We start from the raw sequence: 14,037 nt of genomic DNA, 5'->3' as shown, positions 1-14,037 counted from the left end.
AGTATTGCTCAAATTTTGCGAATCATGGGCGTTTTGTGCAACGTCTTGACAATCTGGTAGAATTAGAAACGGTTTACAATTGTCCAATTTACAAAGTTTTATCTGTTTTTTAGAAATCTGTTGCTTGTAAAAATTATTAATATGTCTGAAGATACAAATCAACCCCAACTACCACCAACTAGTGCCATTGAGAGTGTAACTAATGTTGCATTTGAAAATTGGTTTGAATATCCAGTCAGGGCGCAACCTCACCACACGGACTATGCAGGTATTGTTTGGCATGGTACTTATTTGACCTGGATGGAGGAAGCACGGGTAGAATGTTTGCGTTCTATTGGCATTGAATTTGCTGATTTAGTGGCTTTAGGTTGTGATTTGCCTGTGGTGGAGTTGTCAATCCGTTATCATCGGTCGGTGCAGTTAGGGATGTCAGTCCTAGTAAGAACACGGATGGCTGAGGTGACTGGGGTGCGAATGAACTGGGATTATACTATTGTTTCTCCTGATGGTCAGGATTTATATATTACTGCTCAGGTGACGTTAGTGGCTTTAGATCGGGAAAAGGGCAAGATTATGCGTCAGTTACCACCTGCTTTTCAAGATGCCTTGGCGAAGATTACAGGATTTGGGAAGATTGGGTAATTGGTAATTGGTAATTGGAAAAATTCTTTTTGTCCCCTGCCCCCTGCTCCCTGCTCCCTGCCCCCTGCTCCCTGCCCTCTACTTTCTTGCTGGTGTTTCCGAGAAAGCCTGAGCAAATTGGCTAATTTGATGCCAAATATCTTGGGGAGTAATACCGAAACCAAAGTATAATAAAACGACGATAGCCGCGCAGATCATAGCGGTTTTAATCGTGGTTTTGATTAGTTTCCAGAGAATGATAAAAACTGTCCAAGCTACTATTAAGGTAATAATCATAGAGTTAGGGTATAGGGAATTGGCAATAGGTACTGAGTTTTTTCCCTAATTAAATAGCAAAATCAGGATAATACACTATTCTGGGGAAAAATGGCAACCTTCCTGGGCTAGATGCTTCTAATATATTGATTAAGTGTAACTTTTACACAAAATGGAAACAAGTTAGAAGTATGAACTACGAAATAGCACGGAAACTACTCATAGACCAAACAACCAGTCCAGATAATCCTGATACTCTTTTAACTCGTTTACAACAAGGTAAACCCCCTGTTCCGGGTCAAGTTACTTCCATCCTATTAGCTTTAAAGGTGGTCTTTGAAGCCTTGAAAACAGCGCCAAGCTTAGACAGAGAACTGGCTTTTGCTTTGTATCAGTTAGGAATAAAAGCGCAAAAGTTTTTTGTGATGGGAAGAAAAGCAGGTGTGGACTGGCCACCTCTGCTTAATGAAGATTTAGTCCGTATTTCCTTGGCATCTGAAAGTATTTTTTCTGGTACGTGGCAAACTTTATGATTGAGAAATATAGGAGGAGTGAAGGTGATTAAGACATCAATTAATAATGAAAGTTCTTCTAAAACAAGGTTTTACTCCTTCTTCCTCCTGACTCCTCCTATAAATTAGCGAGTTCTTAATTCTGTTTCTAATTTATCTAAATCGGCTTTAAGTAAGACCGTGAGTTTACCAGTAATGGCTTTACCTTGTTTGGGTTGGGCTATTTCTACCCAATAAGCATAACGATCTCCCACTCGCAATTCTCCCTGTAAAGCTTCCCGAAGCGGTGTTTTTGCTAATCTGGCTGTGTTAATACCACTTTGATTAGGATATTGATAGACAATTTGAGCGTCATTATAATCTTGATATACATCTGTATTATAAATCACTCGCAAAGATTCTTCTAAACGCTGTAGTGTGATGCCATTAACAGCATCAAACATAGTCATCCGCTCAGTGCGAATTGTGCTGCGGTCTTTGGTAAATGTTACTTTACCGGGAGGTAATACGGAGGCTTGGAAAGTGAATCTTTGCGCCGCTGTATCACTTTTACTCACAAATAATCGTTCCCCTTGTCTTGGTTTTAGGGTTGGATGTGCTTGAATCCAGGTGGTTACCTCTTCTGTACTTTCTCCAGGTAAGGCTTTAACAGAAGAATTCAATAGTATTTCTACTGACAAAAAAGGTATCAAAGTACAAGGTAAAATCAATAAATTCAGTAAAGATTGTTTGAGCATTTTTTTAGTTATACATCGCTACTTTAATGACTTTCCGCGCCTTCATATCCATGAATACCTGTTCTAGATCCTGCAAAGGTCGGTGTTCACTAATGAGTAAGTCAAAAGGAATTGTACCACTAGCGATGAGTGATAAAGCTGCTTTCACATATTCTGGTGTATTATGAAATACGCCTTTGAGGGTAAGTTCACTATAATGCAGTTGTTCAGTATTGACGGTAATTGTGGTATCTCTTGGACAACCACCAAATAAATTGATAGTTGCACCAGGACGACCGCAAGCGATCGCTGTTTCCCACACACTCGGTACACCAGTAGCTTCTATGACTACATCTGCACCCCAACCAGCGGTTAATTCCTTGACTGTGTTGGCAATATCCGTAACTTGATGATAATTAAAAGTCTGGGCTGCACCTAGCTTTTTACCAATTTCTAGCCGTTGGTCATTCCCACCCCACAATATTACCTCAGTATATTGCGCTAATACTGCTACAAACATCAAGCCAATTGCCCCATCACCCAAAACCACTACTCGATCATGGGGTTTAACCTGGGAACGGCTGATACCATGCAATACACAAGCTAGAGGTTCAGTCATCGCCGCTAATACTAAGGGCAATTGGTCAGGAACTGGCAATAAATTATACTCGACAATGGGAGCAGGAATTTTTATGTATTCCGCAAATGTGCCATTATTCCAAGTTAAATGGGGACATAAAGAATATTCTTGGCGTTGACAAAAGAAACATTTCATGCAGGGCGCAGAATTATTGGCCACTACGCGATCGCCCACGCGCCAATTTGTCACCCCAGCACCGACAGCCACAATCCGCCCCGCACCTTCATGACCAAACAGTGTCGGTGGTGTCAACATTTTCGCATGGCCGCCACGTCGCCATACCTTCAAATCTGTACCACAAGTAGTGGCTGCTTCTACCTGAATCACCACCTCACCAGCTTGAGGAGTGGGGTCAGGAACTTGTTCTAGGCGTAAATCCTCTTGTCCGTAGAGTAGTGCTGCTAACAAAGCTTTTCACCCATAAAAAAGAAGTAGGGGCGCATATTCTGCGCCCAGGAGTGCGGTTTACACCACAGCACCCGCATCAATTAAATACGGTTTCATACCATATTTAATGGTAGCAGGATATATTTTGTATTTAAAATTAGCAATAGCCGATTATACCTAAATTTTGGTTTGTAGAGGCCAGGTTTTCCCCTCCCTACAGGACAAGATGAGATGTCATTAAAAAATTTAAGAACTCAAAACCGTTTGGGGTAAAACTTCTTGATTACGGGTTTCTAACTTAGATAGTGGATTAGATCCACCATTTGCACTTAAAACTGGTACTTCCTGTCTACAAGAAAGACAAAACCAATAAACCTCATGATGACGGACATGACGCAGAATCGAACCACCACAGCAGGGGCAGGTGTTAACTATGATACTCATACCAATGTCCTCATTAAAAAAAAATAACTTCAGGTAATGTGAGAATTAATCAAGGTATTACCCTTAAAGAATTCAAAATGCTAGATTTATGGTTGATTTGGTAACATTCATTTTTTGTAGTCTTTTATTCCCCATTCGCAATCCTCCATTCCAGAGAAATTACTGGTCTAAAAACTATCAATAAATGCTAAATTAAACCGCTTTTAGAGTATTTCTACAAACTGCTTTTTTATCAAAACAATCAAGACCCATGAGAACATTATTAACCTACAACCTATTATAGACCTTATTCATCTATCTCAGGGATCATTAAGATCCAATTTTTATGAGACAATTATTTTACAGTTATTTTACAGTCGTTTTGATAATTAACTAATGAAAGTTGCTACTTGGAATGTGAATTCGGTTCGGACACGTTTAGAACAGGTTATCAATTGGTTAACAGAAAATCCTGTTGATGTTTTGTGTTTACAAGAAACCAAAGTTATAGACAAGGACTTTCCCTGTGTTGCGTTTGAAAATTTAGGCTATTATCCGTATATTTCCGGACAAAAATCTTATAATGGCGTGGCTTTGATTAGCCGTCAACCTTTAATAGATGTTAATGTGGGCTTTAGTTCTATTCTGCCAGACATAGGATCAGAATGGGATGAACAAAAACGGGTTATTACAGGTTTAATTGAGGGAGTAAGAATTGTTAATCTTTATGTTCCCAATGGTTCAGCTATTGGTAGCGAAAAGTATGAATATAAGTTAGGCTGGTTAAAAATACTGAAAGAATATTTACAGCAGTTACTATTATCAAACCCTGACATTTCTATGTGCGGTGACTTTAATATTGCCTTAGAAGATATAGATATTAATGATAAGGTCAAGATAGATAATCACATTATGGCATCTACGCTAGAACGTCAAGCTTTACAAGATATTCTCAGTTTAGGTTTTGCAGATGCTTTCCGTAAGTTTAATAGTGAAGGAGAAAATTATAGTTGGTGGGATTATCGAACTGCTGCTTTTAAACGTAATTTAGGTTGGCGAATAGATCATCATTATCTTACACCAAGTTTGTATGAACGCGCTCAAAGTTGTACTATTGATATTGAACCCCGGAAGTTAGTTCAACCTAGTGATCATACCCCAGTAATTGTGGAATTTTAGCTGAGAAGTCAGAATTTAAAAGTAGGTTGGGTTGAGAAAACCCAACATTTGAATGAGTTTGTTTTCAATGAGTTTGTTGGGTTTTACTTCGTTCAACCCAACCTACAACATATTATCGCCCTAATAATAAACCTCTGAAGAAATAAATCATATTTGTGAACATCTGTTCTATCCATAATATAGACCGATCTAACCATTCCAGCATTTGTTCTAATGGGTGTTTTTCATAACCTAATGATGTGGCAGAAATATCTATCCAGTCAGGCTGAAAATTAAATCCTTGACTGGTTTGACTGTCTATTTCTGGAAATTCCTGATTTTTGGGTTCGCTTGCTTGTTGACCTATTTTGCGGTGAATCTCAGGGAATTCTCTTTTTGCTTGAGGTTGCTGTACTGATTCCTCAATATTGGTATTTGTTTCACCAAATAAATCATCCCATGTCAACCAATTATCTCCTAAAGAATCACTAGAATCTAACTGATTGTTTGATGACAAAACCTTTGTGAAATCAGATTTACTTTGGAGTTTTTCCGCAGAAGAATTTGCATCAATTTGATAATTATTTCTTCCCCCAAAAAAGTAATTTATTGCGGCTGCTATTAAATCAGAAATTTGCGGTTGCTGAGGTTTTAAATCATCATGATTAACTGCTAAGTCGTTAAACTGACTTTGGAAATTATTGATAATTTCTTGACTACTTTTTTGCACAGGGACTAAAGCCGTAGTTTCTAAATTAGCAATTAATTTATCTAGAAATCCAAAAAGTTTAATTGGATTTAATAGAGATTTTCGGGCTATGATAGAATCTTCATCAGTTAGCTTATTCAGCAGATGATCAATTTGGGGTAATAATGCTGGTTGTTGGTGAGAAATTAATTGTAAAGAATAGCGATATTCGCTAATTTCGCTATTGATTCTATCTGCTAATTTGACGTTTTGCTGCGGTGTGAAAACATCGAAAATCCGATTATCAGCACTGACTAAGACCAAATTTCGGGTTTGCAATTCTATCGCAATTCCCTGTACTGTGGGTATATGCTGTTGGAGAGTATTTTCTGAAGTTGGAAAATTTGGCTTGGGAAAAATTTTCTCCCACAAAGATCCCAAAAATGTGAGAGGATTTGTTTTTGGGGCAGTTGGGATATCAGCTTCTCCAGGAGGAAGACTTTTGACTATATCTAATATAATTTGAATTGGTGCATCACTGGCAGGAGGAGTTGCGGAATTTAATTGTTTTGCTGTGCCATTTTGTTGCCATAATTGGTAAAGTGGATAAAGTAGAGAACCTACACCCGAACCAGTAGCAACTTGCAAATTTTTGAAAGTATTTTCCAGTGTTTGTGTCAACCGTCGAGAATGCTGGTAGACAAAGTTAAAGAGTTTGCTTTGATAACGATTTGGAGAATCGGAAGACATGATAATTATGTATAATTTGTAGCGTTAAGTTATGAGACCAGCACTTTCAAGGTAAGTAAAAATTTTGGTTAAACAACAATTTTCCAACCTCTTCACTCTGTGTCCTCTGTGCCTCTGTGGTTAGATAAATTACTTTTGACCGCCCAAGGGTACGCAGGAAACAGCAAACTGTTAATTTTCGTCAGCGTCAATTATTTATATTATTTTATTAGAAATATGACTCTTCCTATATCCTCATTGAATACCAAATCTATATCAACAGCAATTGAAAATTTGCGTTCTTGTTGTCAAGTTGATATCCAGTCAACCTGGAGATATCAGGAACCTGACGAGGTAGTTACTGATTTTATCCCATTTAGTTTAACTGATTGGCAACCTGTTGAGCTAAATGAAAAAGATCATATTTTCTGGAAAGGGGGAAAACAGGTATTATGGTTAGGACAAAAATTTTCTGTTCCTGAACATTTACATAACTTTCCGTTAGCGGGTTTGTCTTTGCGCGTGGCTTTGGTATGGTGGGCGGATTTAGCGGAAGTATATATTAATGATAAGTTAATATTGACGGGAGATTTGTTTGATTCTTCACCGCGAGTGTTGCTTAGTTCTAGTGTAACTCCTGGTGATGAGTTTACCATAGCTTTGCGGTTAGTGAGTCCGGGACATGACAACGGGGCATTAATGCGATCGCTTGCAATTTACGAGTCAACAGATTACAATAATCCCGATGCTGGTTTTATTGCTGATGAATTAGCAGTTACAGAAATTCTTTTAGGAAACTTCGCACCAGAAAAAATCCCCAATTTAGCTGCGGAAGTTGAGAAAGTTACCAATCTCAAAGACGCAGAAAATCAAGACTGGAAAACATATTTGGTGAATTTGCGAGAAACCTATTTGGGTTTGGCTGAATTTATCAACTCCCAAAAATATAAAATTAATTTATTAGGTCATGCCCATTTAGATTTAGCATGGTTATGGCCTGTCGCGGAAACTTGGAAAGCAGCACAAAATACTTTTGAGTCAGCTTTACAACTCCAACAGGATTTTCCCGAATTGATTTTCTGTCATACCACCCCGGCGTTGTATGCTTGGGTTGAGGAAAATCGTCCCGACTTATTCCGAGAAATTCAAAATCAAGTTACAGCGGGAAAATGGGAAGTTTTGGGAGGTTTTTGGGTAGAACCAGATTTAAATTTAATTGCTGGTGAGTCTATAGTTCGTCAGTTATTATATGGACAGCGGTATTTTTTGCAGAAGTTTGGAAAAATATCTACTGTGGTTTGGGTTCCCGATACCTTTGGTTTTTGTGCGACGTTACCCCAATTTTTTGCAAATGCGGGAATTGAGTTCTTTGTGACGCAAAAACTCCGCTGGAATGATACAACTAAATTTGATTATGGCTTATTTTGGTGGCGATCGCCTGATGGTAGTCAAACATTAAGTTTTATGTCTGCACTCATCGGACAAACCATCGAACCTGTTAAAATGGCGGACTACGCTTGTGAGTGGAAAACCCAAACAGGTTTACAAGATTCCCTTTGGCTTCCCGGTGTTGGTGATCATGGTGGTGGTCCAACTCGTGATATGCTGGAAACTGCACGACGGTGGGAACATTCCCCCATTTTCCCCAAGTTAGAATTTACAACTTCAGAAAAATATCTCAACGAAGTAAAATCCGCAAGTGAAAACTTACCAGTTTGGGAAGACGAACTTTATTTAGAATTCCACCGAGGATGTTATACTACCCACGCAGACCAAAAACGTTGGAATCGTAAATCTGAACATCTATTATATAGTGCGGAATTATTTGCAACTTTAGCAAATATCCTCTGCGGTGCAAAATTTCCGAAAACAGAAATAGAAACAGCGTGGAAAAAAGTTTTATTCAACCAGTTTCACGATATTTTACCCGGTTCTTCCATTACCCAAGTTTACGCAGACGCTTTACCAGAATGGGAAGCGGTGGAAAAAATGGGAACGAAAATATTAGAGGAGTCATTAATAGGAATCACATCTAAGATCAATATACCACAACCTCCTAATTCTGAAAGTATCCCCGTCATAATTTTTAACTCTCTTAACTGGGAACGTGCGGAAGTTGTTACCGTTGACTTAGCGAAAATCATCACCCCAGATAAACCAAAATGGAAAGTTGCTGATATTAAAGGAAAAGAAATTTTATCCCAAAACTGCGAAAATTCAACTTTATTGTTTTTCGCAACTGTCCCCTCCATAGGTTACAGCATTTTCTGGCTTTCTCCAACTTCCCCCCAGCCTAAAATATTCCCCCAAAACTGGATATTAGAAAATGAATATCTGCAAATTCAAGTCAACCCTGAAACCGGAGATTTAACCAACGTCTTTGATAAAATTCAACAACGAGAAATTCTCAATGGTGCGGGAAATCAACTTCAAGCTTTTACCGACAGCGGCCAATATTGGGATGCTTGGAATATAGATCCTGATTATAACACAAAACCTCTACCTGCAACCGAATTAAAATTAATTCAATGGCAAGAATATGGAGAAATTCACCAACGTTTGCGGGTAGTGCGTCAACTGGGAAAATCGGAATTTTGTCAAGATTATATTTTGGAACTTGGTTCACCAATTTTGAAAATAACTAATACTGTAAATTGGCAAGAAAATCAAGTATTAGTTAAAACAGCCTTTCCTCTCAACCTCCAAGCCGAATTTGCCACTTATGAAATCCCCTGCGGTGCTATTCGTCGTCCCACAAATCCCCAAACCCCCGCAGAGAAGGCAAAATGGGAAGTCCCCGCTTTACATTGGGCAGATTTAACCACAGATGCAGAAACAGGAAAATACGGAGTTAGTCTCCTCAATGATTGTAAATATGGTTACGATGCTCAACCCAGCCAATTGCGTCTAACTCTCCTCAGAAGTTCCCATTGGCCAGATTCCCAAGCTGATAGAGGAATACATGAATTTACCTACAGCTTATACCCTCATTTGGGCAGTTGGGAAGCAGCGGAAACCGTTAAACGGGGTTATGAGTTAAACGTGCCTTTTCAAATATTAGTAAATCCAGTAAATCACCAATCTACATCAAATGCGTCCTCAAGTCAAAGTTTTCTGAATTTATCAGCAGATAATTTAATTTTAATGGCACTTAAACCTAGTGAAGATCATCCAGAAAAGTTTATAATTCGCTTTTATGAATGTCACGGAAAAACAGCGAATTTATCTTTAGAAAGCGAGATTGTAAGTTTAGGAGAACCAGTTAATTTATTAGAAAATAATATCAAATCAACAGAAAATATTCAACCTTGGAAAATTGCTACCTTTGGAATCATACCAAAAACTATATAGCAATCCTAAATAAGATATGAACACCTCTTTTTCTCTACCTCTGCGCTCTCTGCGTCTCTGCGGTTCGTTTTAAAAACTCCGTTCATAAATCAAATAGGATTGCTATAGTTCAATTAGACAACACTTAAATAACCTGGTAAAATCTCATCAGATCATATTCAAATTAACGCATTTTGCACCACTATGTTAACATCTGCAATTGATACTAAAGATGTAAATGCTATCCAATCGGTACGGGAAGGGGTAGCAGTAAGCGATCGCTCCCATTGGGGGCTTATCCGTGTTTCTGACGATGATCGTCTGCGTTTTTTACACAATCAAAGTACAAATGATTTTCAATCCCTCAAACCCGGTCAGGGCTGTGATACCGTCATGGTGACATCTACCGCCCGGACAATTGATTTAGTGACTGGATATGTATTAGATGATGCTGTTTTACTGTTAGTTTCCCCTAACCGTCGTCAGGTACTTATGGCATGGTTAGATCGTTATATCTTCTTTGCAGATAAAGTCAAATTAACTGATGTAACTGAGGAAATGGCAACTTTGAGCCTAATTGGACCCCAAAGTCATGCTATTGCCGAAAAATTGGGGGCTGGTGAGCTAATTGGTCAACCCTATGGTAATCATATTTTAGTGGATGGGGTGATGTTTGCAGTGGGTAGCGGCTTGGCTGCACCTGGATATACTCTAATTTTACCAGTTGCAGAAAAACAAACATGGTGGGAGAAAATACTGGGATTGGGGGCTGTAGAATTGAGCGATCGCGGCTGGGAGATGTTACGAATATTACAAGGTCGTCCCGCTCCAGATTTAGAACTCACGGATGATTATAACCCTTTAGAAGTTGGTTTATGGCAAACAGTTTCCTTTACTAAAGGTTGTTATATCGGTCAAGAAACCATTGCCAGATTAAATACATACAAAGGTGTAAAACAATACCTTTGGGGTATTCGTCTCAATGCTGCTGCTGAACCAGAAACAATAATCACCATTGGGGAAGAAAAAGTAGGTAAACTCACCAGTTATACAAACACTCCTGATGGTCATTTTGGACTAGGTTACATCAGGAGTAAAGCCGGTGGAGTGGGCTTAAAAGTGCAAGTTGGAGAAACAGAAGGAGAAATAGTCTCTATTCCCTTTGTCTCTCACGAATATCCATTGAGTAATGGGTAATTGGTTTATTCATTTCCCTATCCCCTCTACCTGGACATAACTCATCTATCCAAGAAGGAAACATACTCCTACGGGTAGATGAAACAGGGAGAATATTCGGTCTGGGAATTGCAGTATTTATCAATCGCTTCTCTATTTCTTCCCTTTCCATGACTACAGGTAGCTTAACTGAAGAATGGTAATTAACGGGAGTGGCTACTGCAACTACGGAAACACCTGTAGTCATTTTCAATAACACCTGTTTGCGTTCTTTCGGTATAGGTGAATCTCTCAAAGGTATATGAGCAGGAGAGGTACTAACAATCTCATTTTTCGCCGTAGAATGCTGAGATTTTAGGATATTTAACTCCTGTTCAGGATTGAAATGCAAACCCAAAGCCGCAATTATTTGATCAGGATCATTATTTAAATCCAAAATGAAAGGCAGGATTTTTTTTAACTCTGGTTCTAAAGTAGATAAAGTTGCGATAATGTAACCAGAAGAAGGACGGCGGATACCATCATAATCTTTCCAAATTCGCATTTTTACGAGCCAAGAACGATTTTGTTCGTAATAACTTAGCCACTTGATTTTTAATGATTGACGTAGATGCTGAATATCCATTCATTCCCTCACTGTCTTTGCACCAAATTACAGAATTGATATATTTTTAGTTAGTTTTACCCGTGGGGATGAAACCGATAATAAAGCATTTTCTTGACTCTTTGACCACTTAATAAATGTTGTTCTACCAGTCGGGGTATTTCTTGGGGTAAAACCCGACAATACCAGACCATTTCTGGTAAGACTAGCACCATTGGACCATTACCACATTGACCTAAGCAGCCAGTAGCTGTAACTGTCACATTAGGTATGGGGAAAGCTTGTAAAGCAGCTAATACTTCCTCCGCACCTTGTTTTCTACAAGTACGATGTTGACATACTTGGACACAAATAGGAAGAGGTTGTTCCTGGTTTGGGATATTTGATATTAATTCATCCATTACCATTTTGACTATAAACGCCAGTTATCTAGTATTAGCGAATAACCTAAATCTTGAATTCTTTGATAATGAGATAAATTACCTGTCACTAAAGTAAGATTATGACTGATAGCAATAGCAGCAATCATGCAATCAGGATAACCAATTCTTTTTCCTGTTATTTCTAAATCAGCATAAATTTTTCCGGCTAATACAGAAGCTGTCAAATCAAAAGATAATATTTCCTGTGAAATTAGGATGTTTAAAAATTGCTGAAGACGTTCTTTTTGCTGGCGTTTCTGCCATCCTTCCACAATTTCCATCACTGTAATTGCAGAAATTGTGTATTTCTCAAACTGGCTTAAGTAAATATCGGCTTTGGCAATAATCTGAGGATTTGCCCGTTTAATAATTTCTGAAAGAATATCAGTATCAAGTAGGGATTTCTCTACTTTATTCATTTTATCAGCTATATCCTCTTTTTTCCATTGCTTCAACGACAATTTCATCAACGATTTCTGGAACATCCGCATATAATCCCATTAAGGGATCTTTTTTTGCTTGTATTTCTGCTAAACGTTCAATTACTTGAGTAATCAGTTCTGATAATGTTGACTGATTAACAATTGCAATAGTTTTTGCCCGTTCAAAAGTGAGTCTATCTAATTCAAGTTCTATTTTTTCCATGACGGATTGACCTCTTAATTAAGAAAACAATAAACGGGAACAATTCTGATTATATCATTTCGATAAGCAATAACTGTTGACAGATGTTGAACATCGCCACTATTATGTGGCGATAGATAAAAAACTCCTAATTGATCACTAATCCTTTACTTGCTAACCATTCACGATTAAATATCCGTGATTGATAGCGAGAACCACTGTCACATAAAATAGTAACAATAGTATGTCCTGGTCCCAATTGTTTAGCTAAAGCCACAGCCGCACCGACATTAATTCCCGTTGAACCACCCATTAATAAACCATCTTTTCTTAATAATTGATAAACAACTCGTAAGGCTTCTGGATCATCAATTTGGATAGCATCATCAACCGGTGCGCCTTCCATATTGGCGGTAATGCGACTATTACCAATCCCTTCAGTAATGGAATTACCAACCATTTTGATTTCACCAGTTTTGATATAGCTGTATAGTCCACTACCCAAAGGGTCAGCCACAACACATTTAACGCCCGGATTTTGTTCCTTTAGGTACATAGCCACACCAGCATAAGTACCACCCGTACCAGTCGCCGCTACCCAGCCATCAATTTTACCATCGGTCTGTTGCCAAATCTCTCTACCTGTGGTTTCATAATGGGCAACACGATTGGCTAAATTATCAAACTGATTAGCCCAAATGGCGTTTTCCATTTCCGCCGCAATTCTACCAGATAGCTTGACGTAATTATTCGGATCTTTGTAAGGTACGGCAGGAATAGGACGAACTTCTGCACCCAAGGTAGTCAAAGCATCTATTTTTTCTTGGGATTGGGTATTGGGAATAATTATCAAGCATTTGTAACCTTTGACGTTGCAAATATGTGCTAGTCCAATTCCCGTATTTCCCGCTGTTCCTTCGACTACTGTACCACCGGGTTTGAGGAGTCCTTTTTTTTCTGCATCTTCGATGATATAAAGCGCAGCCCGATCTTTCACAGAACCACCAGGGTTCAGATATTCCGCTTTGGCCAAGATTTCACAACCTGTTTCTTCACTAAAACTGTTTAAGCGAATCAGTGGTGTATTGCCAATCGTGCCGACAAATCCATTTTTGATATCCATGTTGAATTTACCTGAGTTCTTCCCGATCTACTTATAGCAGCGCTTCGCTATCAAATTTTGACATTTTTATGTAATTTTGTTTCGCGCAGAGACGCTAAGGAGCAAAGACGCTAAGGAAGAAATACATTAAAATTGCTATAATCTCAATTTTAGTGCGATCTTTTTACCGACAATTTCCGAAAAGCAAGTACAAAAGATTGGATTTAAACTAAATGCAGCAATGTTAATATTGCTCTGTTTATTTCCGTGCGTAAGTTATCATACAATATATTAAATGATGTCATAAATAAGGTGGACGCTAATGAAATCCCCCGATGAACATAATCAAGACATTCAACGTCAGGTAGAAAAGCGACTGCGAGAAATGGATGATCAAATCCACTCTATTGATGCACCTTTTTATCAAACTCAGAAACATCAACCCGAACAATCCCAAAAACCTTGGTTAAGAAAAGTAATTCTCGGTGGAAAACTTTTTGGTTTGGCTGTTGCAACTATAGTTGCAGTGCGAGTGGCTTCAGCTTTAGCGGGAATTGTGATTTTTGGGGCTTTGGCTTTTTTAGTTTATAAGCTTTTCTTGGAATCGCAAATTAAGAACTCTAAATAAA

Annotated in this window: 16 protein-coding genes; 6 read left to right on the top strand and 10 right to left on the bottom strand. The window is 38.4% G+C overall.

The genetic code is table 11. From position 1 onward, the window contains the following. Positions 1-141: 141 nt before the first annotated feature. The gene (locus FJR11_RS14455) at positions 142-642 is read left to right on the top strand and encodes a thioesterase family protein (RefSeq protein WP_168504843.1); all 501 of its coding nucleotides are present in this window, start codon (positions 142-144) and stop codon (positions 640-642) included. A gap of 78 nt (positions 643-720) precedes the next feature. On the opposite strand, the gene FJR11_RS14450 is transcribed toward FJR11_RS14455, so the two are convergent. After that, a complete protein-coding gene (locus FJR11_RS14450; RefSeq protein ID WP_168504841.1) occupies positions 721-918 on the bottom strand; it encodes a hypothetical protein in 198 nt (65 codons plus the stop codon). Positions 919-1,088: 170 nt separating this feature from the next. Between FJR11_RS14450 and FJR11_RS14445 the strand changes: the two genes are divergently transcribed. Further along, positions 1,089-1,430, top strand: a complete 342-nt coding sequence (locus FJR11_RS14445) for a Dethiobiotin synthetase (RefSeq protein WP_168504839.1) — start codon at positions 1,089-1,091, stop codon at positions 1,428-1,430. 104 nt (positions 1,431-1,534) lie between these two features. On the opposite strand, the gene FJR11_RS14440 is transcribed toward FJR11_RS14445, so the two are convergent. The 3 genes from FJR11_RS14440 to FJR11_RS14430 form a co-directional block, all read right to left on the bottom strand. Then, complete coding sequence (locus tag FJR11_RS14440) at positions 1,535-2,146, bottom strand: hypothetical protein (RefSeq protein ID WP_168504837.1); 612 nt, start codon at positions 2,144-2,146, stop codon at positions 1,535-1,537. Between the two features lie 4 nt (positions 2,147-2,150). Next, on the bottom strand, positions 2,151-3,173 hold the full coding sequence (locus FJR11_RS14435) for a zinc-binding dehydrogenase (RefSeq protein WP_168504835.1): 1,023 nt from the start codon (positions 3,171-3,173) through the stop codon (positions 2,151-2,153). A 225-nt stretch (positions 3,174-3,398) separates the two neighbouring features. Continuing rightward, complete coding sequence (locus FJR11_RS14430) at positions 3,399-3,596, bottom strand: hypothetical protein (RefSeq protein ID WP_168504833.1); 198 nt, start codon at positions 3,594-3,596, stop codon at positions 3,399-3,401. Positions 3,597-3,971: 375 nt separating this feature from the next. Between FJR11_RS14430 and xth the strand changes: the two genes are divergently transcribed. After that, positions 3,972-4,754, top strand: a complete 783-nt coding sequence (xth, locus tag FJR11_RS14425; RefSeq protein ID WP_168504831.1) for an exodeoxyribonuclease III — start codon at positions 3,972-3,974, stop codon at positions 4,752-4,754. Between the two features lie 112 nt (positions 4,755-4,866). On the opposite strand, the gene FJR11_RS14420 is transcribed toward xth, so the two are convergent. Further along, a complete protein-coding gene (locus FJR11_RS14420) occupies positions 4,867-6,171 on the bottom strand; it encodes a hypothetical protein (protein ID WP_168504828.1) in 1,305 nt (434 codons plus the stop codon). A 216-nt stretch (positions 6,172-6,387) separates the two neighbouring features. Here FJR11_RS14420 and FJR11_RS14415 point away from each other — a divergent pair, with 216 nt between their 5' ends. Continuing rightward, a complete protein-coding gene (locus FJR11_RS14415) occupies positions 6,388-9,501 on the top strand; it encodes an alpha-mannosidase (RefSeq protein WP_168504826.1) in 3,114 nt (1,037 codons plus the stop codon). Between the two features lie 183 nt (positions 9,502-9,684). Beyond that, positions 9,685-10,677 carry a folate-binding protein YgfZ gene (locus FJR11_RS14410; protein ID WP_168504824.1) on the top strand — a complete coding sequence of 331 codons (993 nt, stop codon included), beginning with the start codon at positions 9,685-9,687 and terminating at the stop codon, positions 10,675-10,677. Here the strand turns inward: FJR11_RS14410 and FJR11_RS14405 are convergent. From FJR11_RS14405 to FJR11_RS14385, 5 genes are all read right to left on the bottom strand, one after another. After that, positions 10,634-11,281: a DUF5331 domain-containing protein gene (locus tag FJR11_RS14405; RefSeq protein ID WP_168504823.1), complete on the bottom strand. Its 648-nt coding sequence runs from the start codon at positions 11,279-11,281 to the stop codon at positions 10,634-10,636. The genes FJR11_RS14410 and FJR11_RS14405 overlap by 44 nt on opposite strands. Positions 11,282-11,337: 56 nt before the next feature. After that, the gene (locus FJR11_RS14400; RefSeq protein ID WP_168504821.1) at positions 11,338-11,661 is read right to left on the bottom strand and encodes a ferredoxin; all 324 of its coding nucleotides are present in this window, start codon (positions 11,659-11,661) and stop codon (positions 11,338-11,340) included. A gap of 11 nt (positions 11,662-11,672) precedes the next feature. After that, positions 11,673-12,101 (bottom strand): type II toxin-antitoxin system VapC family toxin, encoded by a 429-nt coding sequence (locus FJR11_RS14395; RefSeq protein ID WP_168504819.1) that lies wholly within the window; start codon positions 12,099-12,101, stop codon positions 11,673-11,675. A 4-nt stretch (positions 12,102-12,105) separates the two neighbouring features. Further along, on the bottom strand, positions 12,106-12,327 hold the full coding sequence (locus FJR11_RS14390; protein WP_168504817.1) for a hypothetical protein: 222 nt from the start codon (positions 12,325-12,327) through the stop codon (positions 12,106-12,108). 127 nt (positions 12,328-12,454) lie between these two features. Next, the gene (locus FJR11_RS14385) at positions 12,455-13,429 is read right to left on the bottom strand and encodes a cysteine synthase A (RefSeq protein ID WP_168504815.1); all 975 of its coding nucleotides are present in this window, start codon (positions 13,427-13,429) and stop codon (positions 12,455-12,457) included. A 301-nt stretch (positions 13,430-13,730) separates the two neighbouring features. On the opposite strand from FJR11_RS14385, the gene FJR11_RS14380 reads away from it, so the two are divergent. Beyond that, positions 13,731-14,036: a hypothetical protein gene (locus tag FJR11_RS14380; protein WP_168504813.1), complete on the top strand. Its 306-nt coding sequence runs from the start codon at positions 13,731-13,733 to the stop codon at positions 14,034-14,036. Position 14,037 lies beyond the last annotated feature (1 nt).

This window comes from Anabaena sp. UHCC 0187 (genome assembly GCF_009712035.1).
Classification (GTDB): Bacteria; Cyanobacteriota; Cyanobacteriia; order Cyanobacteriales; family Nostocaceae; genus Dolichospermum.
Note: the sequence above shows the minus strand (reverse complement) of the source record. Positions and strands in the feature narration are given on the sequence as shown.

Bases quoted from the DNA above. Each gene is read 5' to 3' on its own strand.
- FJR11_RS14455 (WP_168504843.1), top strand. From the start codon at position 142: ATGTCTGAAGATACAAATCAACCCCAACTACCACCAACTAGTGCCATT.
- FJR11_RS14450 (WP_168504841.1), bottom strand. From the start codon at position 918: ATGATTATTACCTTAATAGTAGCTTGGACAGTTTTTATCATTCTCTGG.
- FJR11_RS14445 (WP_168504839.1), top strand. From the start codon at position 1,089: ATGAACTACGAAATAGCACGGAAACTACTCATAGACCAAACAACCAGT.
- FJR11_RS14440 (WP_168504837.1), bottom strand. From the start codon at position 2,146: ATGCTCAAACAATCTTTACTGAATTTATTGATTTTACCTTGTACTTTG.
- FJR11_RS14430 (WP_168504833.1), bottom strand. From the start codon at position 3,596: ATGAGTATCATAGTTAACACCTGCCCCTGCTGTGGTGGTTCGATTCTG.
- xth (WP_168504831.1), top strand. From the start codon at position 3,972: ATGAAAGTTGCTACTTGGAATGTGAATTCGGTTCGGACACGTTTAGAA.
- FJR11_RS14420 (WP_168504828.1), bottom strand. From the start codon at position 6,171: ATGTCTTCCGATTCTCCAAATCGTTATCAAAGCAAACTCTTTAACTTT.
- FJR11_RS14415 (WP_168504826.1), top strand. From the start codon at position 6,388: ATGACTCTTCCTATATCCTCATTGAATACCAAATCTATATCAACAGCA.
- FJR11_RS14410 (WP_168504824.1), top strand. From the start codon at position 9,685: ATGTTAACATCTGCAATTGATACTAAAGATGTAAATGCTATCCAATCG.
- FJR11_RS14405 (WP_168504823.1), bottom strand. From the start codon at position 11,281: ATGGATATTCAGCATCTACGTCAATCATTAAAAATCAAGTGGCTAAGT.
- FJR11_RS14400 (WP_168504821.1), bottom strand. From the start codon at position 11,661: ATGGATGAATTAATATCAAATATCCCAAACCAGGAACAACCTCTTCCT.
- FJR11_RS14395 (WP_168504819.1), bottom strand. From the start codon at position 12,101: ATGAATAAAGTAGAGAAATCCCTACTTGATACTGATATTCTTTCAGAA.
- FJR11_RS14390 (WP_168504817.1), bottom strand. From the start codon at position 12,327: ATGGAAAAAATAGAACTTGAATTAGATAGACTCACTTTTGAACGGGCA.
- FJR11_RS14385 (WP_168504815.1), bottom strand. From the start codon at position 13,429: ATGGATATCAAAAATGGATTTGTCGGCACGATTGGCAATACACCACTG.
- FJR11_RS14380 (WP_168504813.1), top strand. From the start codon at position 13,731: ATGAAATCCCCCGATGAACATAATCAAGACATTCAACGTCAGGTAGAA.